At 60.1% G+C, this 19,639-nt stretch carries 23 protein-coding genes; 11 read left to right on the top strand and 12 right to left on the bottom strand.

From position 1 onward, the window contains the following. Positions 1 to 47: 47 nt before the first annotated feature. From OKC31_RS06880 to OKC31_RS06865, 4 genes are read right to left on the bottom strand one after another with little or no spacing between them, the layout of a single operon-like run. Positions 48 to 563 (bottom strand): protein disulfide oxidoreductase, encoded by a 516-nt coding sequence (locus OKC31_RS06880; protein ID WP_247823506.1) that lies wholly within the window; start codon positions 561 to 563, stop codon positions 48 to 50. Between the two features lie 3 nt (positions 564 to 566). Continuing rightward, positions 567 to 1,310, bottom strand: coding sequence for a DsbA family protein (locus tag OKC31_RS06875; protein ID WP_139408716.1), 744 nt, complete (start codon positions 1,308 to 1,310; stop codon positions 567 to 569). A 9-nt stretch (positions 1,311 to 1,319) separates the two neighbouring features. Then, positions 1,320 to 3,362: a protein-disulfide reductase DsbD family protein gene (locus OKC31_RS06870; protein ID WP_247823505.1), complete on the bottom strand. Its 2,043-nt coding sequence runs from the start codon at positions 3,360 to 3,362 to the stop codon at positions 1,320 to 1,322. A gap of 53 nt (positions 3,363 to 3,415) precedes the next feature. Next, positions 3,416 to 3,793, bottom strand: coding sequence for a hypothetical protein (locus tag OKC31_RS06865; protein WP_005335876.1), 378 nt, complete (start codon positions 3,791 to 3,793; stop codon positions 3,416 to 3,418). A gap of 185 nt (positions 3,794 to 3,978) precedes the next feature. Here OKC31_RS06865 and OKC31_RS06860 point away from each other — a divergent pair, with 185 nt between their 5' ends. The 4 genes from OKC31_RS06860 to pspG all read left to right on the top strand — a co-directional run bounded on the left by OKC31_RS06860 (position 3,979) and on the right by pspG (position 6,056). Beyond that, positions 3,979 to 4,707 (top strand): 1-acylglycerol-3-phosphate O-acyltransferase, encoded by a 729-nt coding sequence (locus tag OKC31_RS06860; RefSeq protein WP_005335875.1) that lies wholly within the window; start codon positions 3,979 to 3,981, stop codon positions 4,705 to 4,707. A gap of 210 nt (positions 4,708 to 4,917) precedes the next feature. Beyond that, a complete protein-coding gene (pspA, locus tag OKC31_RS06855) occupies positions 4,918 to 5,580 on the top strand; it encodes a phage shock protein PspA (protein ID WP_019446683.1) in 663 nt (220 codons plus the stop codon). A 2-nt stretch (positions 5,581 to 5,582) separates the two neighbouring features. Continuing rightward, complete coding sequence (locus OKC31_RS06850; protein ID WP_043826074.1) at positions 5,583 to 5,789, top strand: PspC domain-containing protein; 207 nt, start codon at positions 5,583 to 5,585, stop codon at positions 5,787 to 5,789. Positions 5,790 to 5,837: 48 nt separating this feature from the next. Then, positions 5,838 to 6,056, top strand: coding sequence for an envelope stress response protein PspG (gene pspG, locus OKC31_RS06845; RefSeq protein WP_005335871.1), 219 nt, complete (start codon positions 5,838 to 5,840; stop codon positions 6,054 to 6,056). A gap of 90 nt (positions 6,057 to 6,146) precedes the next feature. Here pspG and OKC31_RS06840 read toward each other — a convergent pair whose 3' ends face one another. Then, positions 6,147 to 6,491, bottom strand: a complete 345-nt coding sequence (locus tag OKC31_RS06840; protein WP_247823504.1) for a GIY-YIG nuclease family protein — start codon at positions 6,489 to 6,491, stop codon at positions 6,147 to 6,149. A 44-nt stretch (positions 6,492 to 6,535) separates the two neighbouring features. Here OKC31_RS06840 and OKC31_RS06835 point away from each other — a divergent pair, with 44 nt between their 5' ends. Continuing rightward, the gene (locus OKC31_RS06835) at positions 6,536 to 7,270 is read left to right on the top strand and encodes a substrate-binding periplasmic protein (RefSeq protein ID WP_247823503.1); all 735 of its coding nucleotides are present in this window, start codon (positions 6,536 to 6,538) and stop codon (positions 7,268 to 7,270) included. Here the strand turns inward: OKC31_RS06835 and rarD are convergent. Then, positions 7,252 to 8,142 (bottom strand): EamA family transporter RarD, encoded by an 891-nt coding sequence (rarD, locus tag OKC31_RS06830; RefSeq protein ID WP_042052465.1) that lies wholly within the window; start codon positions 8,140 to 8,142, stop codon positions 7,252 to 7,254. The two genes, OKC31_RS06835 and rarD, sit on opposite strands and share 19 nt — an antisense overlap. Before the next feature lie 99 nt (positions 8,143 to 8,241). On the opposite strand from rarD, the gene OKC31_RS06825 reads away from it, so the two are divergent. Further along, positions 8,242 to 8,829 (top strand): uracil-DNA glycosylase family protein, encoded by a 588-nt coding sequence (locus tag OKC31_RS06825; protein ID WP_270656557.1) that lies wholly within the window; start codon positions 8,242 to 8,244, stop codon positions 8,827 to 8,829. Between the two features lie 4 nt (positions 8,830 to 8,833). On the opposite strand, the gene OKC31_RS06820 is transcribed toward OKC31_RS06825, so the two are convergent. Further along, entirely contained in the window at positions 8,834 to 9,691 is an 858-nt protein-coding gene (locus OKC31_RS06820; protein WP_181269339.1) for a DMT family transporter, read from the bottom strand. A 91-nt stretch (positions 9,692 to 9,782) separates the two neighbouring features. On the opposite strand from OKC31_RS06820, the gene OKC31_RS06815 reads away from it, so the two are divergent. Then, positions 9,783 to 10,673, top strand: coding sequence for a LysR substrate-binding domain-containing protein (locus tag OKC31_RS06815; RefSeq protein WP_270656556.1), 891 nt, complete (start codon positions 9,783 to 9,785; stop codon positions 10,671 to 10,673). A 12-nt stretch (positions 10,674 to 10,685) separates the two neighbouring features. On the opposite strand, the gene znuB is transcribed toward OKC31_RS06815, so the two are convergent. Then, positions 10,686 to 11,465, bottom strand: a complete 780-nt coding sequence (gene znuB, locus OKC31_RS06810) for a zinc ABC transporter permease subunit ZnuB (protein WP_270656555.1) — start codon at positions 11,463 to 11,465, stop codon at positions 10,686 to 10,688. 21 nt (positions 11,466 to 11,486) lie between these two features. Continuing rightward, entirely contained in the window at positions 11,487 to 12,263 is a 777-nt protein-coding gene (gene znuC, locus OKC31_RS06805; RefSeq protein WP_139440942.1) for a zinc ABC transporter ATP-binding protein ZnuC, read from the bottom strand. Between the two features lie 93 nt (positions 12,264 to 12,356). Between znuC and znuA the strand changes: the two genes are divergently transcribed. Together znuA and OKC31_RS06795 are read left to right on the top strand one after the other, a co-directional pair. Further along, positions 12,357 to 13,295, top strand: a complete 939-nt coding sequence (gene znuA / locus OKC31_RS06800; protein WP_247823498.1) for a zinc ABC transporter substrate-binding protein ZnuA — start codon at positions 12,357 to 12,359, stop codon at positions 13,293 to 13,295. A 67-nt stretch (positions 13,296 to 13,362) separates the two neighbouring features. Further along, on the top strand, positions 13,363 to 14,037 hold the full coding sequence (locus OKC31_RS06795; protein ID WP_042052461.1) for a transglutaminase-like cysteine peptidase: 675 nt from the start codon (positions 13,363 to 13,365) through the stop codon (positions 14,035 to 14,037). Here the strand turns inward: OKC31_RS06795 and OKC31_RS06790 are convergent. Both OKC31_RS06790 and OKC31_RS06785 read right to left on the bottom strand, forming a co-directional pair. After that, complete coding sequence (locus OKC31_RS06790) at positions 14,032 to 14,973, bottom strand: TAXI family TRAP transporter solute-binding subunit (protein ID WP_247823497.1); 942 nt, start codon at positions 14,971 to 14,973, stop codon at positions 14,032 to 14,034. The genes OKC31_RS06795 and OKC31_RS06790 overlap by 6 nt on opposite strands. Further along, positions 14,970 to 16,268, bottom strand: a complete 1,299-nt coding sequence (locus tag OKC31_RS06785; protein WP_247823496.1) for a LapD/MoxY N-terminal periplasmic domain-containing protein — start codon at positions 16,266 to 16,268, stop codon at positions 14,970 to 14,972. The genes OKC31_RS06790 and OKC31_RS06785 overlap by 4 nt, the downstream gene beginning before the upstream one ends. A gap of 260 nt (positions 16,269 to 16,528) precedes the next feature. On the opposite strand from OKC31_RS06785, the gene mepM reads away from it, so the two are divergent. Further along, positions 16,529 to 17,866: a murein DD-endopeptidase MepM gene (mepM, locus tag OKC31_RS06780; protein ID WP_247823495.1), complete on the top strand. Its 1,338-nt coding sequence runs from the start codon at positions 16,529 to 16,531 to the stop codon at positions 17,864 to 17,866. Positions 17,867 to 17,937: 71 nt separating this feature from the next. Here mepM and OKC31_RS06775 read toward each other — a convergent pair whose 3' ends face one another. After that, entirely contained in the window at positions 17,938 to 18,882 is a 945-nt protein-coding gene (locus OKC31_RS06775; RefSeq protein ID WP_005363043.1) for a D-2-hydroxyacid dehydrogenase, read from the bottom strand. A 162-nt stretch (positions 18,883 to 19,044) separates the two neighbouring features. Between OKC31_RS06775 and OKC31_RS06770 the strand changes: the two genes are divergently transcribed. Beyond that, on the top strand, positions 19,045 to 19,626 hold the full coding sequence (locus tag OKC31_RS06770; protein ID WP_021231718.1) for a YjaG family protein: 582 nt from the start codon (positions 19,045 to 19,047) through the stop codon (positions 19,624 to 19,626). Positions 19,627 to 19,639 lie beyond the last annotated feature (13 nt).

Below are 19,639 nucleotides of genomic sequence, written 5' to 3'. Positions count from 1 at the left end.
GGGCCATCCGGTGGGATGGCCCTGTTGCAGGCAACGATGTTGCGTGGCTAGATCGACGCCCACCAGAGCCGCAGCTGCAGGCCCCACTTCGAGCTCCAGCCGGTGGTGCTGCTCACCAGCTTGCCATCCTTGATGACCAGAAAAGTCGGGGTGACCCCCACCTGCCACTTGGCGGCCAGCGCTCCCGACTCGTCGTTGTGGGTCGGGAAGGTGAGCCCTTTCTTGCTCATCCCCTTGGCTAACTGCTCCGAATTGCCGGAGCGCAGTGCCACCGTCAGCACGTTTTCCCCTTCCTGCCAGAGCTGCTGCACGGCCGGGGTGGTGAAACGGCAGACACCGCACCAGCTGGCCCAGTAGTAGACCAGCAGCGGCTTGCCCTGGCTTAAGGTAGCGAGATCCGTGCTGCTGCCATCCTGCAGGGTGACGGGGGTGCTCATCGCCCCCTCTGGCAGGGTCGGGCTGCGCCACAGATCCAGCAGGGTCGAGATGATCAGCGCCAGCAACAGCAGCCAGAGTGCCTCCTTGCTCCAGCGTCGCCAGCGGGGTTGAGGATTGGTGATCATCGCTTACCCCTGCTTGGCCAGTTCGGCCTTCACCAGTTGCTCCAGCTCCTCATAGGGGATGGCGCCCGGCACCAGCTGGTTGCCAATCAGGGTCGCCGGAGTGCCCTGTACCCCCAGAATGGTGCCGATGCGCAGGCTGTTGCGCAGCTCTTCGGTCGCCTTGGCGGCCGGTTTGAGCGCGGTGTTGCCGGTGGCGGCCAGCGCCTTGTTGATGTCCGCCTCGGTCAGCATACCCTGCTTGCTCATCAGCTTGTCGTGCAGGGTGAGGAAGCGGGCGGGATCTTGCTGCCACAGGGTCAGGCTGTATTGGGCCGCCTTGGCGGAGGTCTGCCCCTTGAACGGCAGCAGCTTGATCACCAGCCCCAGATCGTCCGGATAGGCCTTGAGCAGCTTGGTCAGCCGGGGATCGAACTGCTTGCAGTAGGGGCAGTTGTAGTCGGTGAACAGCACCAGCGTCAGCTTGGGGTTCTTGGCGCCGAGGCGCGGGCTGGTGGCGCTGTTGAACAGCACATCCTTGTTGCCCTTGATGAAGTTGCCAAGCTGCGCCTCCTGGGCTGCCGCGTTCTGTTTCTCCCAGGATTCGGCGGCTTCGTCGAGGATCTTGGGGTTGGCGATCAGGGTCTCGCGGATCAGCTCCTTGATGCGCGCCTCCTGCTCCGGGGTGAAAGGGGCCGCGTGCAGGGCCGGAGCCAGCAGGGTTGCGGAAAGGGAGGCCAGCAGGGTCAGGGCGCTAAGAGTCGGTTTCATGGTTGCTCCTTAAAATCGGGTGGTGCCAGCCTGAAGCAGGCCAGCCTTGTGCAATGTGGTCAGCAGATCGTCCTTGTCGAGCAGGGGTGACAGCGTGACCCCCTGCGGCAACTCCGGGCCGTAAATCTGGTTGAAGGGGACGGCCGCCGAGCCCCGCTGACGCAGGAAGGCGGCGATGGTGTCGCTTGGTTTGCTCCAGTCGCCGCGCAGGGCCACCACATCGGGGGCCGAGAGTGCGGTTTGCACCTCATCGCGCAGCAACACGTTGTATTTGTTGGCCTTGCAGGTAACGCACCAGTCGGCGGTGACATCGATAAAGACCCGTTTGTTCTGGGCCAGTGCATCTGTGATGGCGCGTTCAGAGAGCGGCTGCCAGACCACCTTGTCAACGCTGGCCGAGCCCTGCGCGCTAAAGGCGCCACTCAGCAGCAGGGGGCTGCCAATCAGGGCGGCGAGGGCGATCGCCAGCGTGAAGCCGCGGATGCCGTAACGCCAGATGATGCCACTCAGCAGCGCCAGCAGCATGGCAACCATCAGCCAGCCGGTGGCATAGCTGCCGAGATGATTGTCGAGCAGGCTGGTGAGCCAGAGGCTGGAGCCCAGCATCATCAGGCCGAGCAGGATGCGCAGATGGTTCATCCAGCGCCCCGGTTTCGGTAACCAAAGGGCGAGTCTTGGCAGGGCCGCCACCAGTAGCCAGGGCAGGCTCATGCCAATCCCCAATGCCGTGAAGATGAGCCACAGCTGGCCGAGTGGCGCCGCCAGCGCAAAGGCCACTGCGGTGCCGAGGAACGGTGCCGAGCAGGGGGTCGCCAGCAGAGTGGCGAAGCTCCCCTGCAGGAAGTGACCGCCGAGGCCGTTACCGCCGCTGGTGGCGAGGCGGGTGCTGAGGGCGCTGGGCAGGCGGATCTCGAACAGCCCCAACAGGTTGGCGCAAAACAGCAGGGTGACCAGCACCATCAAGCCGATAAAACCGGCACTCTGGAACTGGATGCCCCAGCCGACGGCCCCTTGCGTGGCGCGCAGCAGGCTGCTCATGGCCGCCAGTACCCAGAAGGAGGCGATGATCCCGGCGCTGGCGGCGAGGAACTGCTTGCGCACCGTTCCCTGTTCACGCTCCTGATGTTGCAACACAGTTCCCAGCTTGAGCGCCAGCACCGGCAGCACGCAGGGCATCAGGTTGAGGATCAGGCCGCCGAGCAGCGCCGCCCCCAGCAGCCAGAGCAGCGGATGGCTCTGGCCGGGCAGTGCGAGTGGCGCGCCGATCGTCCCCTTGCCCTGCCATGCCTGTTCGCCACTGGTGAGCAGCAGGCCGAGGGATTGGCCGCGCAGATCCGGCGCATCCCCCTGCCAGCCATCGCTCACCGGCACCCGGGCGATCAGGGTGTTGCCCTCGACCTCAAGCGCCGGTTTGCCAAACTCGGCACCCTCCAGCCCATCGATAAAGAGCGCTGGTGATTGCCAGCCCTCTGCCCGCTCGGCGCGCAGTTGCAGCTGGTTGTGCTGATAACCGAGCTCGACCCGGGTCTCGGCAGGCAGCGGTTGGGGCAGGTTGCTGATGGCCTTGGCCCAGCCGAAGTCGAAACCGGCCGGAGCCTGCCCATCCACCGCGAGGGTGAAGGGGAAGTCGGTCAGGATGCAGACATTGCTGCAGGTGGAGAGGCGCAGAGTTCCCTTGAGCGGTTGCCCGGCGGGATAGTTGAGGTTGAGGGGGAAGGTCACGTCCCCCTGATAACCCTGGGTGCTGAGCCCGGCTACCTCGAAGTGGCGTGGCACCGGCCAGCGCCACTGAAAGTCTCCGACCGGCTCATCCCACAGGATCTGGGGGGCAATGCCCCCTTCTCCCGGACTGTGCCAGTAGGTTTTCCAGCCTGACTCCAGCTCGACATCGAGCAGGATGCGGGTCTGATCTGCCGTGCTGCGGTCGGCCTGCAGCCGTACCCGGGCGTGATCATTCTGTGGGCTGGTGAGCCAGCCCGTGTCGCTGGCCAATCCCATGGATTGCCACAGCAGACCGCCCAGTAGCAGGGCCGTCTTGAAGAGATTCGACATCTTTTTGGTCTCGCAAAAATTGAGTGACAGCTAACGAAAGAACGCTGCCGAACTCATTCCCGCCAGACGCACAGGGTGAGGTGCAGACGCCGCTCGGGCGGCGAGATGACTCTGGGAGGGGGCAGTGGCGGTGTGTAGCGCCAAAGGGGGGCCAGCAGGGCGATCAGTACGGCCACGGCAAAGAAGAGCTGTTCGACGCAGAGCAGGGTGGCGGCGCTTAGCCACTTGCCGTTGAGCTGGCAGCTGGTGGGCTGCGGGCTGGCCGGTTTGGCATCCTCTTGATCCGTTGCCGAGCCCGGAACGGGCAGTGCCTGACAGCTGAGGGCGTGATCGAGCAGGGCAAGCCGGGCCAGCGGCTGGGCCGCACAATTGAGCACCAGCAGGCAGACCAGCAGCAGGAGATGTTTCGCTACCCGTTGTTGCAAAATCATGTTCGCCCCGTCCATCAAGATGGGGCCATCCTAACGACCAATGGCGGGTGGGGCAAGTCGGCGGCGTATTGATGTGCAGGACTGTGGGTGGCGCGGCGGGGAGGGTGGTCGGTTCTGTTTGGCGAACGCTTGTTCGCTAAAAGGGGGATCAGTATACTGCGCCGAGTTAAAACTCGAGGTGTTCGATGCTCAAAATTGCCCGTGTGCTGCTGCTTGGTCTGCTGCTCATTTTCTGGTTCCTGTTCGGCCTGCTGCTCTGTCTGGTTCGTCCGCGCCATCCCAACAACGTCTATGTATTCGCCCGCATGTATCACGCGGTCTGCCCGCTGATCGGGCTGCGAGTCAAGGTGACGGTGGCCGACGAGGTCAAATCGGTCGGCCCGGCGGTCTACGTCTGCAACCACCAGAGCAACTTTGACATCTTCACCGTGACCGGTGCGGTGCAGCCTGGCGTGGTGGCAGTGGGCAAAAAGAGCCTGCTCTGGCTGCCGCTGTTCGGCCTTATCTTCTGGCTCTCCGGCAACGTGCTGATCGACCGCTCCAACCGCTCCCGTGCCATCGGCACCATAGGTCAGGTGGTGGATCGCATCAAGAACCGTGGCACCTCCATCTGGATGTTCCCGGAAGGGACCCGCTCCCAGGGACGTGGCCTGCTGCCGTTCAAGGCGGGCGCTTTCCACACTGCGGTACAGGCTGAAGTCCCCGTGGTACCCATCGTCTGCTCCAGCTACTTTGGTCAGGTCGACCTCAATCGCTGGGACAACGGCGAAGTGCTGGTGGAAGTGATGGCCCCGGTCTGCAGCAAGGAGCACGGTGCCAGCGGCATTCGCGATCTCTCCGACACCTGCCGCGCCCGGATGGAGGCCAAGCTGACCGAACTGGACAGCAAGCTGGGCCACAGCCACGCCGCCTGACGGATATTGCCGATGAATCGACAAGGGAGCCAGAGGCTCCCTTTTTTGTTGGTAAAAATCACCACATGGTTGGCTATTCTCACCAATAAACGCATCTTGAATTTCCTCGGTAAACTCCCATCTATATGTAAAACAACAATAATTTTTCTTGGCACGGCTCTTGTAATGCAATGGGAAGAGATAGCCATCCCATCAACAAGGAGCCAGACCATGAGCGTATTCAGCCGCCTGACCGACGTGATAAATGCCAACCTGCACAGCCTGCTCGACAAGAGTGAAGAGCCGGAGAAGATGCTGCGCCTGATGATCGAAGAGATGGAGCAGGTGCAGGTCGAGATGCGTACCCAGGCCGCCCGCGTGATTGCCGAACAGAAGCAGCTGGAGCGTCACCAGCAGGCGTTGCAGGCGCAGATCCTGGAGTGGTCGGCCAAGGCCGAGCTCGCCATCCAGAAGGGACGTGAGGATCTGGCCCGCGCCGCCCTCACCGAGAAGCTGGCGGAGGTCAAAAAATGTGAACAGCTGGAGCAGGACAAGGCCCGTGTGGCCGAGGTGCTGGCCCAGCTCACCGCCGACAGCGAGCGGCTGGCAGCCAAGCTGACCGAGGCCCGCGAGAAGCAGAAACTGCTGACCCTGCGCGAGCAGACAGCCCACAGCCGCATTCGTGCCCGCGCCCAGGTGGACAACCAGCGGATGCATGAGCTGATGGCGCGCTTTGACGGTTTTCAGGGCCGGGTCGATCAGCTGGAAGCCCAGCTGGAGGCGGCCACCCTGGGGCAGAATCCCTCGCTGGAGGCCCAGTTCCGCGAGCTGGAGCTCAATGACGAGATCGAGCGCGAGCTGGCTCGCCTCAAAGGCCAGAAGGCGGAGGTGTAATCATGAGCCCCTGGCCCAAGGATCTGGTGCATCGCAAGCTGACCGGGGTCTGCGCCGGTATTGCCAGGCGGTTGGGGGTCTCCAGAGTCACGGTGCGGGTGGTGGCACTGCTCGCCCTGATCCTGATGCCGCCGCTGGCACTGGCCGCCTATCTGCTGGCGGTGCTGATGATGCCGCCCCGTTATGAATTGAAGCGCTGGCTGGATTGACCGAAGGGTTGAGCAGCCGGCAGACAAGGTACTGATAAGGAGCAAGTTATGCTGGAATTTTTCATATTGCTGGTGGTGCTGCTGGTCATGGCACTGACCGGTTTTACCCTGGTAGCCATGTTGCTGGTGAGCGGCCTGTTTGTGCTGCTTGGGGCGCTGGGTGGCATGCTTGCTCTGATCATCAAGCTGGCCCCCTGGTTGCTGCTGGTGCTGGCGGTTTGCTGGCTGATCAGTAACCGCAGCAAGCGTTCCAATACCTACCTCTAACCCGCCTGAGGTTGTGCAAGACGTTGTGTGATGCTCCCTGATTTCCCCTTTCCGGCCACTCATCGAGTGGCCTTTTTTTGCCTGTCGTCCTCAAGGCTGGGTGGCTGCGGGTAACCACTGGGGGCTCCAGCTCTGCCAGAGTGCCGGGCTGTGGATCAGCTGCTCCTTGAAGGATTTCGGCTGCTGCTTGAGGCGATATTCGATGCGCAGGGCCGCCCCCTTCTCGCCGACTTCCTGTTGCCACGCCAGCGTCAGTGGCCCCTTGCCGCGCAGGGCGCGAGCGCCCTTGCCACTCTGGTGCTGGTGCAGACGGCGCAGCGGATCCGTGCTGATCCCGGTATAGAGCAGGCCGGTGGCTGTACGCACCATATAGACAGACCAGCGGGAAGGGGCGGATGGTTGCTGTGTCGGTGTGGTGGTCGCGGGTTCTCTCATTCAAATTCTCTGTGCCAAACTCAGAGGCAGCTCAAGGAGGTGCGATGAGAGTCTGGTTTTGGTTGTGGTTACTGTTGTCGGTCCCGGCTCTGGGGGAGACGATCCGTCTCTACGATTACCATCAGCATCCCCCCTTCAACACCGGAGTGGATGAAGGGCTGAGCCGCGAGCTGGTCAAGTATCTCAATGAAAAGCTGAGGGGTGAACCCAGAATCGAGCTTTGGCTGGTCAATCGCGCCCGGCTGGCGCTGGAGATGGCGGATCCCGACTTTGACGGTCTGGTGGTCTGGGTCAATCCCGCCTGGGTGGGGGATCCCCATCGCGAGCGCTATCTCTGGACTTTCCCGGTGATGCGCGACACCAACGAGCTGGTCTCGAACATTGACAACCCGGTCACCTATCGCGGGCCTGACTCCCTCAAGGGGTTGGTGTTTGGCGGGGTGGAGGGCTACCGCTATCAGGGGATCGATGATGCGGCTGGCCGCGGGGAGCTGGTGCGTCAGGATGCCAAGAAGGTGAAGACCAATCTTGAGCTGCTGGTGCGCGGTCGCATCGATGTGACGCTGGTAAGTGGTTCATCGCTGGGCTTTTTCATCGACTCACAGCACTATCAGGGCAAGCTGTTTATCTCGCCCTTCCCCCAATCCAGCTATACCCGCCATATCCTGCTGCCCAAATCTCGCCCAGAGCTGCATGCCACCCTCAACGAGATCGCCGAGCAGATGGACAGGGATCCCCGCTGGCACAAAGTGCTGGAGTCCTATCGCGGTACGCCCTGAGGGCGGCGCTTGAGCCGATGCAGTGGCAACAGGCTCACCAGCAGACCTGCCCAGACAAAGGCGAAACCGACTGCCTTGATGGGGTCCGGCGCCTCACCAAACCAGTAGATGGCGAGCAGGAAGGCGAGGCTGGGCTCGATATATTGCAGCAGTCCCACAGTGCTCATCCGGGTTCTCGCCACCGCGTAGCAGAAGAGCCCCACCGGCAGCAGAGTAGCGGGCGCACTGCCCATCAGCAGCAGCTTGTCAGCCAGATCTCCGTTCACGAATGCCCCTTCCCCGTGCCATGCCAGCGTGCCGATGATGATCAGCGCGACGGGCAGTTGCACCATGGCTTCCAGATAGAGGCTGGTGCCGGTGTCGTAGTGGATTTTCTTCTTGATAAGGCCATAGCAGGCGAAGTTGGCCCCCATGATGAGGGAGAACCAGGGGAGCTGGCCGTAGCAGAAGAGCATGTAGGCGAGACCCGCCAGTGCCAGAGCGACTGCCAGATGCTTTTGCGGGGTGAGCCGCTCTTTGAGGAAGATGACGGCGAATACGATATTGAACAGCGGGGTCATAAAGAAGGCGAGGCTGGTGGTCAGTACCTGTCCGGTGGTGAGGCACCAGGTGAACATGCACCAGCTGATCGACATCACTGGACCCGCCAGCAGAATGAGGCCGAGCTGGCGCGGCTCGCTGCGCAGTTGTGCCCAGGGCACTTTGTGGCCAAGCAGCAAAAACAGGGCACCCAGCAGCACCACAGACCAGAGCACCCGGTGGGAGATCAGCTCCCACATGTTGACCTCGGGCATGAATTGATAATAGAGCGGCAGCATCCCCCACAGGATGAAGGAGAGGGTCGCGGTGCCGGTACCTAGCCAGTTTTTCATTATTATCCGTTTATTAAATTAAACATCCATGGCGATAGTAGGGGGCGCGCCCTGTTTCCACAAGAGGGAAAACAGGGAAATGCTGGTACTATCAACGTCATGCAGCGAATCGATAAGTTGTTTGAGCAAATCAGGGCCTGCCGTCTGTGCGAGGCTCATCTGCCGCTGGGGCCTCGTCCGGTGATCCGCGGGGCCGAGAGTGCCCGCCTGCTGATCATCGGTCAGGCGCCTGGCACCCGGGTGCATGCCAGCGGTATCCCGTGGGATGACCCCTCCGGCGATCGCTTGCGCCACTGGCTCGGGGTCGATAAACCCACCTTCTACGACGAATCACGCATTGCGATTATGCCGATGGGGCTCTGTTATCCCGGCAAGGGCAAGTCGGGCGATCTGCCGCCCAGACCCGAGTGCGCGCCCACCTGGCATGACAAGGTACTGATGCTGTTACCCAACATCGAACTGACCCTGTTGATCGGCCAGTATGCACAAGCCCATTACCTGCGGGGGGCGGCCAAGGGATCGCTCACCGACACGGTGCGCAGCTGGGCCGACTATGGTCCCGGCTGGCTGCCGTTGCCGCATCCCTCCCCGCGCAATACTCTCTGGCTGAGGAAGAATCCCTGGTTCGAACAGGAGATCGTCCCCCATCTGCAGCAAAGGATCGCCCCTTTGCTGGCACGACCCTGAGTGCTTAAACCGCCGGCTCGGCCAGCGGTTTTGGCTTGCTGCGCGCCATGGCGATGAGCGGCAGGACGATGCAGATACAGCCCAGCAGCAGCGGCAGGCCGGGCTGCTCGTCAAACAACCATACCCCGATGGCCACCGCCATCAGCAGACCGGTGTACTCCGCCGAGGCGATCTTGCTCGCCTCCGCCTTGCGATAGGCCACCACGCACAATCCTGCATAGACCATGATCAGCGCCGAAGAACCGAAGGCGGGCCACCACATCTGCCACTGCCAGTCGCCCCCTTCCCACAATGCCAGCGCCAGAATAAAGGGCATGCTCAGCACGTTGGTGAAAAACAGGGTCTGGGCGATGGGCTGCTTGAGCGGGATCCGCTTGATCAGCAGATTGTTGAGCGCCATCGACAGCGCTACCCCGAGCGCCGCCAGTGCGGCCCAGTTCACTTCAGTCGGGCGCAGCACGATCAGTACCCCGATAAATCCGATGACTGCGGTCAGCACCTTCTGGCGCGAGATCGCTTCTCCTGCCATCCACACCGCCAGCGGCACCATCATCAGGGGGGCGGCATAGAAGAGGGCATTGGCAGTGGCGAGCGGCAAGCGGGTGAGGGCGACCACCATCAGGCAGACACCGACCGCCCAGATATGGGCCCGCAGCAGGTGCCACTTGATGGCCACCGGCGGGTTGCGGCGCCATGACCAGAGCAGCCAGGGCATCAGCAGGAGGGCTGCAGAAACCTGGCGGAAAAAGACAAACTGGAAGATGGGCTGATCCGGCTCCAGCACCTTGACCAGCGCATCGGAAAAAACCGCTACCATATTGCCCAGCACCAGATAAAGGATGCCGATCCCTACTGCATTCATACCACCTCCCACTTCAGATGGGCGGAGGGTAGCGTGCCGGTTGATATCCAGTAAAATGATAAAAAATGACCACTCATGAGATATTTAGATAATGAAGCTTCCTCCCCTGCGTGCGGTGCAATATTTCGAGGTGGTGGCCCGGCTGCTCAGCTTCTCCCGCGCCGCCCTTGAACTGAACGTCAGCCAGAGTGCGGTCAGCCACCAGATCCGTCTGCTGGAGGATTTTCTGGGGGAGCGGTTGCTGCTGCGTCAGGGACGGTTGCTCTCGCTGACAACCCAGGGGGAGAGCTATTTCGAGGGGATTGCTGCCGGACTCGGCCAGATTGCCCAGAGCAGCGAACAGCTGCGCGGGGGCGGCGAGATGCGGTTGCGCCTCGCGGTCTACAGCTCGTTTGCGGTGAAGTGGTTGATCCCGCGGTTGGCCGGATTGCGCCAGCTCTATCCCGAGCTTGATCTGAGTCTGGAGATGGTGGCGGAGGATCCCGAGCTCTCCGATCGGGTGGCCGACTGTTTTATCACAGTCTCACCCCACGGGCGGGGCTACTGTCACGATCTTATCTATCAGGAACGGCTCTTTCCGGTCTGCAGTCGCCGCCTGTTGCAGCAGGTCAGCGGGGAGTGGCCTGAGGCCATTTGGCAGTTGCCATTGCTGTCGGTTCAGTCCATTTACAAGGCGCGGGGCGAGGATTGGCAGCGCTGGGCCAAGGCGGGCGGGCTGGTGATCCCGGACGAGGCGCGGATGCACCATTTCAGCCATGTGCTGCTGGCGATGGAGGCGGCGGCCTGGGATCAGGGGGTGGCGTTCGTGAATGACTACATGCTGCGGCCCGATGATCCCCAGCTGGTGGCCTTGCCGGTACACCAGCTGGAGACGGGGGATGCCTTCTACTTTACCTGCAAGCGCTCGCGGGCCCATGAGCCCGCCATCAGCCGATTGCGCCAGTGGCTGGTGATGGAGACACGCCAGAGCATGCCCTTGTAATTGCCCGGGTTATCAGGCTTTTTTGAACTGGCTCAGCACAAACAGGCTGGTGGCGCAGACGACGACAGAAGGCCCTGCCGGAGTATCTTGATACCAGGAGAGGGTCAATCCACCCAGCACGGCGAGGCAGCCAATCAGCGCGGCAAAGCCCGCCATCTGCTCCGGCGTCTGGCTGAAACGGCGGGCGGTGGCGGCGGGGATGATCAGCAGGGAGGTGATGATCAGTGCCCCGACAAACTTCATCGCCACGGCAATCACCAGCCCGATGAGCAGCATCAATACGCAGCGCAGCAAATCGACCCGGATCCCCTCTACCCGTGCCAGCTCTTCCGAGATGGTCATGGAGAGCAGGGGATCCCACAGTCGCCACAGGGTGAGCAGTACCAGCGCGCCACCGCCGTAGATCCAGAGCAGATCCATCGGTTGTACCGAGAGCAGGTCGCCGAACAGGTAGGCCATCAGATCCACCCGCACGTTATCCATAAAACTCAAGGTAACCAGACCGAGGGACAGGGCACTGTGGGCCAGAATGCCGAGCAGGGTATCGGTGGCCACCTGCTGGTTGCGACTCATGATCACCAGCAGCATCGCCATGGCGAGGCAGCAGACCACCACCGCCAGGGTGAGATCGACCTGCAGCAGGATGCCCAGCGCGATGCCGAACAGGCAGGCGTGGGAGAGGGTGTCGCCAAAATAGGCCATCTTGCGCCATACCACGAAGCTACCGAGGGGACCGGCCAGCAGGGCGATGCCGAGACCGGCCGCGAGGGCGTATAACAGAAAGCTGTCCACTTGAATGTCCTGTTGCTTGCGCTATTTGCTGTGAGCGTTGTTGCGAGAGGGCAGGCGGATGACGGGAGCCTGCGGTTCATGATGATGGTGTTCGCCGTCGCAGTGGTGATGGTGGGTATAGACCGCCAGCACCTCCTGCTCCGGTCGCCCGAACAGGCGGGCAAATTCGGGGTGGCGCGCCACGCTTTCCGGCTCGCCATGACAGCAGACGTGGCGATTGAGGCAGATCACCTCGTGGGTGCTGGCCATCACCAGATGCAGGTCGTGGGAGACCATCAGCACGGCGCAATTGAACTCGGCGGCGAGCTGACCGATGAGGGCGTAGAGCTCGATCTGGCCAGTGATGTCCACGCCTTGAACCGGCTCGTCCAGTACCAGCAGCTCGGGTTTGACCAGCAGGGCGCGAGCCAGCAGCACCCGCTGCATCTCACCGCCGGAGAGTTTTTGCATCCGGTTTTCCAGCAATCCCTCTGCGCCCACCCGGACCAGAGCTTCCTCGATGGAGAGACGGCTGTTTTTGCCCAGCTGCAGGAAGCGGCGCACCGTCAGCGGCAGGGTGGGATCCAGATAAAGGCGCTGGGGCACATAGCCGACTCTCAGATCGCGGCTGCGGGTGATCTTGCCCGAGTCCGGGGTGAGCAGACCCAGCACCAGCTTGCTCAGGGTGCTCTTGCCAGCCCCGTTGGGGCCGACTAGCGTGGTGATTTTGCCTTTATTGAGGGTAAAGGAGACCTTGTCGAGCACAGAGTGTCCATCAAACGAGAGAGAGACCTCTTTCAGCTCTACCAGTTGGCTCATGACAACTCCGGGGTTTACAGCCAGTGAGAGTTATAATATAACAAAAAGCGGCTGTTATATTATCACATACTCACCCCCTGACGAGATTCACCAATGAGAATTATTGCGCTTTTCACTGCCTTGCTGGCGGTGAGTTTGCCTGTTCGTGCCATTGAGGTACTGACCACCATCAAGCCCCTTGGCTTCATCGCCGCGGCGATCACTGACGGCGTGAGCGAGCCCAAGGTATTGCTGCCCACCGGTGCCTCTCCCCACGATTTCTCCCTGCGCCCCTCCGATATTCGCAGCATCAACGGTGCTGGGCTGGTGGTGTGGGTTGGCCCCGAGCTGGAAGGGTTTATGGCCAAGCCGTTGGCCAATCATTCCCATGCTCTGGCCTTGACTCAGGTTGAGGGGATGCCGCTGTTCAACTACGCGACTCAGGATAGTCATGACTCCCATGACCATGATGATCACGATCATGCCGCCCACGAGCACGGTAACCATGATCATGATGAAGGGCATGAAGGACATCATCATGAAGGGGTCGATCCCCATATCTGGCTTGGCCCGACGCAGGCCAAGATGATTGCCAAGGCGATCGCAAGTGAATTGGGCAAGCTGGATCCGGCCAATCAAGCTCGCTATGACGCCAACCTCGCGGCATTTGATGCCAAAGTTGATGCCAAGGACAAGGTGATTGCTGGCCAGATGAAGGCAGTGAATGAGAAGGGGTACTTTGTCTTCCACGAGGCTTATGGCTACTGGGAGCGCCACTACGGCATGAGTTCAAAGGGTCACTTTACCGTGAGCCCTGAGCGTCGCCCGGGCGCCAAGACGCTAATGGATATTCGCAAGGCACTGGAAGAGAAGCAGGCGAGCTGCATTTATGCCGAGCCGCAATTCTCACCGGCTGTGATCGAATCGGTGGCACGCAATACCGGCGCCAAGGTGCTGTTGCTTGATGAGGTGGGTGAACAGGTACCGCTTGGCCCAGATGGTTATCCCCAATTCATGCAGCAACTGGCAGACGCATTCGCCCAGTGTCGCTGATTAGCAGCTGAGCCTCTCATCCGGAGGGACTATACTGACCTCCAGCATCTGACATGGAGTGTCCGGTATGAAATGGTTGCTGATCCCGGCCTGCACGTTGGCGCTATGTTGCGCCAGCGTGCAGGCTTCGCGTCTTTCCGAATATATTGCCAGTCCGGACCTGCGGGCCAAGCTGCAGGAAGTGTATGGTGGCCGGGCCATCCAGCGGGCCGAGGCATTTTCTCGCTTGCTCACCCCCAGAGCGGGTACAACCGACCAGCAGAAGATCGAGCTGGTGAACAACTACTTCAACAATCTCACCTATAGCGAGGATCCCAAGCTGTGGGGTGATGAGGATTACTGGGCCAATCCGCTGGAGTTCATCGGTGCCCGGGGTGGGGATTGCGAGGATTACAGCATCTCCAAGTACTACACCCTGATGGAGCTGGGGGTGGATGAGAAGAAGCTGCGACTGGCCTACGTCAAGGCGGTGCGTTACAACCAGTTCCACATGGTGACACTCTACTTCCCGACACCCAAAGCTGACCCACTGGTGCTCGACAACATCAACAGCCGGATCCTGCCAGGCAGCAAGCGTACCGACCTCATTCCCGTTTACAGTTTCGATGCCAAAAGCATCTGGATCATGAAGTCACGGCGGGAAGGGACGCTGGCGGGGAGTGCCGATCGGTTGGCGCAGTGGACATCGATGAAGACCCGTTTCTCCAGCGAGCAACTGCGCTCTCCTCGTCGTCAGTTATAGCTTGCCCGCCGCCTTCAACTCATCGAAATATTTCGCTGCGCCCGGATGCTGCTCAATACTCAGCACCGGGCCGGTTTTATTGCGTGCCCGGTGAAACATATTGGCGTAGCCATAAGTTTGCTCATTGAACTTGGTTTGCTGGGTCAGCATGGCCTTGGTCAGGCGATAGACAGACTCTTCCGGCATGGTGGCATTGGTGACCAGGGTGGCGGCAATGGCAAAGGTGGGAGTTGCCTTCAGATTGCCGGGGTAGATGCGGGCGGGCACCTGACTACGTTGGTAATATTTGACCCCCTTGAGTAGCTGATCACGGGTGGCCCCATCGATGGGGAGGAAACTGACCGCGCAACGTTTGGCGGTGTCGAGCACAATCCGGTTGGGATGCCCCATCACCAATGCAAATGCGTCGATCTGCTTGCTGCAGAGCGCATCCGGCAGGTTGGCCATGCTTTTCAGATCGAGATCCTGCTCTTTCGCTCCCAAGATGTTGAACAGGGTCAGCGCCGTCTGGCGGGTTCCCGAGTTCTTCAACCCCATGTCGATGGGGGCGAGCTTGAGCTGTTCCAGTGAAGTAATATCGCCATCGGCACGGATCACTATGGTGAAGGGCTCGGCATGGGTGGCAAACAGGGCGCGCAGCTCAGGTTGCGGCTGGGTGGCAAAAGGGCCCAAGCCCTGGCTTGCCTGATACAACCAGTCTGACTGCACCATGGCGTAGGATGACTCGCCACTCTTCAGCCGCGTCAGGTTTTCTATTGAACCCGATGAGCTCTGCAGTGTGCACGCAAGTTGCTCGTCGACCTCATGAGCCAGACGGCAAAACTCTTTGGTTATCTGGTGATAAATCCCCTGCTCACCCCCGGTGGTGATAGTGACGGTTTCAGCCATCAGGCCGGGTTGCCACAGCAGGGGCAACAGCATGGCGAGCTTCTTCATGATTGCGCCTCCTTGGCATAACCATCGATACCCCAGGTCCGCAGTTTGTCGATGTCGCGACACTCTCCCGATTCTGCCAGCAGGGTATAACCGGCGGCATGCATGGTTTGGGAGAGCAGATTCCAGTAAAGCGGCGCATCGGTCAGCTGACAGCTGATAAAGATGGGATTGAGCGGGTCAAGTTGATTGAAGGTATCCGCATTGAGGGGAATGGCGCTGAAGGCGAGCTCACACCCCTGTTCCTGTAGCGCGGCCAATGTGGACTGGCCGTTGGCGGGGAATGTGGCCACATCCCAGCGCCAATCCAGTGTTTTGCCGCGGTCCTGGCTTAGCAGAGGGGCGATCTCGGACCATTGCGGGTGATTGAGCAGGGAGAGGGGCAGCAAGATCCCCTCTATATGAGAGTGCTGCCACTGTTGCAGGGCGCTCTGGATGGTTGCGAGATCGCTGTCAGCACCGAGGTGCTGACTGGGCAAGAAACGCTGATAGAGGGCGATCTCCCCTTGTGTGGAGACAAATTTTTGCAGTTGCCCGCCTTCCTGCAGCGGGCTCACTCCTTGCAGCGGCTGTGGGGTCGTCAGTGGCAGCTGTTTTCCCAGCTGGGTGATCTTGAGTCGTTGTTGCAGCAGATCCCGTTTGCGTTCGGAAACCAATTGGTTGATGGAAAGTGCCACTTCTTTGAGGTCTTGCAACCAGGGAGTGGGCAGGGTGCTGTTGAACTGGTGTTTGCGGATACGGATCAGCTGCAGGTTGATCTGCTCCAGGGGCTGCAGCAGGCGTTTGCAGACCAGAGAGATGATCAGGGTAAATACGACTAGGCCCGCCAGCAGCGCCAGACCGGTGCGACTGATGGCATTCCACAGATGCTGATAGGCGTAGCCGCTATGTCCCTCAAGGGTCAGAGTGCCCAGCATGCGCCAGCCATCGGTCAATTCTTGCTCAATTTTGACGGGGGGCATGCCGATAACCGAGGGAAGCCAGCCGGGGACATTTTGCTGGGTAGAGTGGAATACCTTCTGAAACAGCAACTGGCCATCAGGATCGATCAGGGTGACCGAGCTGACGAAGCCGCCGTCGAACATGGCATTGACGATGGTTTCGGCCAGCACATTGTCGTCATTGAGCAGGGTTCCTTGCAGCACCAGCCCGAGAGCGGTGATGGCGGTTTCCAGATTGGCTGACATCTGGTCGAGGATGGATTGGCGGACCGTCGTGACTTCCAGTGCAAACAGCAGCGCTGCACCGATCAGGAACAGGACGACAATTATTCTGATTAACAGTTTTGCTAACGACATATCCACTCCATGGAAAAGTTATCGCAACATTTCAGGTTTCTATTCAGTATCGAATCCGACCCGGTTCTTAAAAATAGGAAAAAATGGTTAAAAAAGACGATCATTTCTGCCCATCCGGGTGGGTTATGCATAAAATGTGAGGTTCATGCAGATTGTGATGAACTATTTGTAACTATTTGTGTCCAACAAACAGTTTTATACGGTTTTGTCACAACTGACATCGCAACTCACACTCTTTAGATCTAAATACAGGATAGCGGATGAAACGTCTCCGTCCCTTGGTAGTACAGGCTGCCAATTGGGAACCACCGGTTCCCCGCAAACACTTTTACGCCATGCTGATGCTGACGGCCATGACCCTGTCAGCAGTGGCATTATTGCCAGCTCCGGGTGACATCCTTGAGCGGCCGCTGCGTCTTGAGTTGCCCATTGATACCGCCGGTACGGCAACCAACGAAAACAACACCGACTTTAACGAAATTCCCGATCACGAACTGGTTGATCAGAGTGCGCCGGATGACGACATCCCGGTCGACACCACCCCCCAGTGGCAGGATTACCGGGTCCGCAACGGCGAAAACCTGACCGCTATTTTTAACAATCTCGGTCTATCCACCACCACCCTCTACAAGGTGCTGGACGCCGATAACAAGAATTATCTGGCGCGCCTCAAGCCGGGCCAAAATATCGAGCTGCTGATCGATCAGGACAACATCCTGCAGCAACTCAAAATCCGCCTGAACATCAAGCAGACGCTGGTGATGGCACGCAGCGATGATGCCTATACCGCCTCCATGATCAATGAGAAGGTCGAGTGGCAACCGCAGCGTTACAACGGCGTGATCAACGGCAGCTTCTATGTCAGTGCCCGCAATGCGGGGATTCCGGCCAACCATATCCAGAAAATTGCCAACCTGTTCCAGTGGCGAATGAATTTCGCCAAGGATCTGCAGAAGGGCGACAAGTTCAAAGTGCTGGTACGCCAGGAGACGGTGGAAGGCAAGAGCACTGGCAACAGCCAGCTGCTGGGTGTGGAAGTGACCAGCCAGGGCAAGACGGTGTCGGCCTGGCTCTCCGATGACGGCAACTACTACGACGGTCATGGCAACAGTCTGGAGCGCGGATTCCGCCGCTACCCGACCCACAGCCGCTATCGGATCAGCTCCAACTTCAACCCGGCGCGCAAACATCCGGTAACCGGTATGGTGCGTCCTCACGAGGGCACTGACTTTGCGGTGCCGGTGGGCACGCCAGTGCTGGCGACCGGCGATGGTGTCGTCCAGAAGGCAACCAGCCACCCGCTGGCGGGTACCTATATCGTCATCAAGCATGGCCGTACTCTCTCTACCCGTTATCTGCACCTGAGCAAGCTGCTGGTCAAAACCGGTCAGCGAGTGAAGATGGGCGACAAGATCGGCCTCTCCGGCAACACAGGTCGCTCGACCGGTGCTCACCTCCACTACGAACTGCGGATCAACAACCGCCCGGTCAATGCCATGACAGCCAAGCTGCCTATGGCTGAACCGCTCAGCGGCAAGGAGCGTCGTCAGTTCCTTGCCAAGGTGAAGAGCTATCGCAAGGAGCTGGCCGCGGGTTGATTCCTGTCGTCACAGCCTGAAATGAAAGGCCCCGCCAGATTGGCGGGGCCTTTTTACATGCGCAGTGAGGGTCAATAACCCTTGTCGAAGTCGATTTTGCCATCCAGTGGCTGGCCATCGATAAAGCGGATGTAGTTGCGCACAAAGATCTGGGCCACATCATCCGGGAAGCTGTAGGCGCTGTTGTGGGGGGTGACGATGAGGTTGGGTTGGCCCCATAGCGGACTGTCGGCGGGCAGCGGCTCCTGCTCGAACACATCCAGCACCGCCATCGCCAGCTTGCCGGTACGCAGTGCGGTGAGCAGATCGCCAGAGTGTACGGCGCTGCCGCGACCGACGTTGAACAGGATGGCGCCCGGTTTGCAGTGTTCGAAGCGGGCGGCATTGAACAGATGACGGGTATCGCGGGTGGCTGGCAGCACGCTGACGATGACATCGGCCTGCGCCAGCATCTTGTTGAGCGCAGGTAGTTGATAAACCTGATCAAACCCGGCCCGCTCCCGACCGCTGCGGCTGATGCCCAGCACCTTCATGCCAAAATGTTTGCCGGTGTGGGCAATATGCTGACCAATGCTGCCGGTACCCAGGATCAGCATGGTGCGCCCCTTGAGGCCCTGATAGGGGTGGCTTTGCCACAGTCGCTGTTTCTGCTGTTCCCGATAAAGGGGAATTTGGCGCATCAGGCTGAGCAGATGACCAAAGACATACTCGCTCATCAGCGGGCCGAAGATGCCGCGCACATTGGTGAGCTGGTAGTCGCGGCGGCTGTCAGGGTCGAGCAGCACATCGACCCCCGCATAGGTGGACTGGAACCAGCTCAGCTTGTTGGCTTTGGGCAGCAGCGGTTTGGCACGGGCCGGTTCGGCCATCAGAATATGGGCTTCGCCGATCAGCTTCTCGGCATCGCTCTGGTTATCGGCTCGCAGAATGCGCAGATGGGGGAGATTGGCGGCCTTGAGCAGCCGTTCGTAGTGAGCATTATCCTGGCTGAGCAAAAGAAGGGTACGTTGGCTCATACTCTTGTTCCTTATCAGAATTTGCGGCGCAACAAGATGCCGCTCTCGACCCATCTTACCTGACTTCATATCGCAACATAGCCGACCAGGGCGCTTTTTCGTTTTCGCCGCGCCCCTCGTGGGCTACAATCTGCCCCACATTTTGCAAAGGATCCGACTCCAGTGTTTGGTGACAAGTTTTATAAGCGACTGGCCGAGCTACAGCCTTGGCAACAGACCGTCTACACCCTGGCGCTGGCAGAGCGCATGTACCCCAACTATGCCCTGTTCTGTCAGGCCTCCGGCTTTGGCAATGCTGGCGCTTTCCGGCATGCGCTGGATCAGATGTGGGTCTACCTCACCGTCAAGGGATCCCGGGTCAATCTGGGGGCCATTCTCGAAGAGTTCGAGTCTCACATTCCGGATCCCCGCAAGTTTGAATCCTACGGTGCCTATCCGGCGCTTGATGCCTGTGTTGCGCTGGGCTGCGCCTATAACTCGGTGATCTGCCGGGTTGGCGAAGAGGCCAACGATGCCAGCCATGCCTCAGTCGGTACCGTGGCCGGGTTTATCGAGCTGCTGGAAGAGCGGGATCTGACCGAAGAGGAGCTCTACGAGCACGAGTACATGGAAGCCGAACTGGAGTTCCAGGTTGAACTGCTCAAGCGGGTTGCTCATGAGCGCGACAGCGATCGTATCCTGGCCATCAGAGCATTCGCCTCTCAGGATGGCGTCTCCAATATCGGGATCAGCCTGGAAGAGTAATCCTCTACGACCC

Origin of the sequence: Aeromonas sp. Y293-4, from assembly GCF_027705905.1 — a bacterium.
In the GTDB taxonomy this organism is placed as follows: domain Bacteria; phylum Pseudomonadota; class Gammaproteobacteria; order Enterobacterales; family Aeromonadaceae; genus Aeromonas; species Aeromonas veronii.
This window is presented reverse-complemented; position numbering and strand designations above follow the sequence as displayed.

Coding starts and splice junctions, on each gene's coding strand:
- OKC31_RS06820 (WP_181269339.1), bottom strand. CDS start 9,691: ATGAATGCAGTAGGGATCGGCATCCTTTATCTGGTGCTGGGCAATATG.
- znuA (WP_247823498.1), top strand. CDS start 12,357: ATGAGAATTATTGCGCTTTTCACTGCCTTGCTGGCGGTGAGTTTGCCT.
- znuC (WP_139440942.1), bottom strand. CDS start 12,263: ATGAGCCAACTGGTAGAGCTGAAAGAGGTCTCTCTCTCGTTTGATGGA.
- OKC31_RS06835 (WP_247823503.1), top strand. CDS start 6,536: ATGAGAGTCTGGTTTTGGTTGTGGTTACTGTTGTCGGTCCCGGCTCTG.
- pspG (WP_005335871.1), top strand. CDS start 5,838: ATGCTGGAATTTTTCATATTGCTGGTGGTGCTGCTGGTCATGGCACTG.
- rarD (WP_042052465.1), bottom strand. CDS start 8,142: ATGAAAAACTGGCTAGGTACCGGCACCGCGACCCTCTCCTTCATCCTG.
- OKC31_RS06860 (WP_005335875.1), top strand. CDS start 3,979: ATGCTCAAAATTGCCCGTGTGCTGCTGCTTGGTCTGCTGCTCATTTTC.
- OKC31_RS06790 (WP_247823497.1), bottom strand. CDS start 14,973: ATGAAGAAGCTCGCCATGCTGTTGCCCCTGCTGTGGCAACCCGGCCTG.
- OKC31_RS06865 (WP_005335876.1), bottom strand. CDS start 3,793: ATGATTTTGCAACAACGGGTAGCGAAACATCTCCTGCTGCTGGTCTGC.
- OKC31_RS06815 (WP_270656556.1), top strand. CDS start 9,783: ATGAAGCTTCCTCCCCTGCGTGCGGTGCAATATTTCGAGGTGGTGGCC.
- OKC31_RS06795 (WP_042052461.1), top strand. CDS start 13,363: ATGAAATGGTTGCTGATCCCGGCCTGCACGTTGGCGCTATGTTGCGCC.
- OKC31_RS06775 (WP_005363043.1), bottom strand. CDS start 18,882: ATGAGCCAACGTACCCTTCTTTTGCTCAGCCAGGATAATGCTCACTAC.
- OKC31_RS06785 (WP_247823496.1), bottom strand. CDS start 16,268: ATGTCGTTAGCAAAACTGTTAATCAGAATAATTGTCGTCCTGTTCCTG.
- OKC31_RS06880 (WP_247823506.1), bottom strand. CDS start 563: ATGATCACCAATCCTCAACCCCGCTGGCGACGCTGGAGCAAGGAGGCA.
- pspA (WP_019446683.1), top strand. CDS start 4,918: ATGAGCGTATTCAGCCGCCTGACCGACGTGATAAATGCCAACCTGCAC.
- OKC31_RS06840 (WP_247823504.1), bottom strand. CDS start 6,491: ATGAGAGAACCCGCGACCACCACACCGACACAGCAACCATCCGCCCCT.
- mepM (WP_247823495.1), top strand. CDS start 16,529: ATGAAACGTCTCCGTCCCTTGGTAGTACAGGCTGCCAATTGGGAACCA.
- OKC31_RS06850 (WP_043826074.1), top strand. CDS start 5,583: ATGAGCCCCTGGCCCAAGGATCTGGTGCATCGCAAGCTGACCGGGGTC.
- OKC31_RS06825 (WP_270656557.1), top strand. CDS start 8,242: ATGCAGCGAATCGATAAGTTGTTTGAGCAAATCAGGGCCTGCCGTCTG.
- OKC31_RS06875 (WP_139408716.1), bottom strand. CDS start 1,310: ATGAAACCGACTCTTAGCGCCCTGACCCTGCTGGCCTCCCTTTCCGCA.
- OKC31_RS06870 (WP_247823505.1), bottom strand. CDS start 3,362: ATGTCGAATCTCTTCAAGACGGCCCTGCTACTGGGCGGTCTGCTGTGG.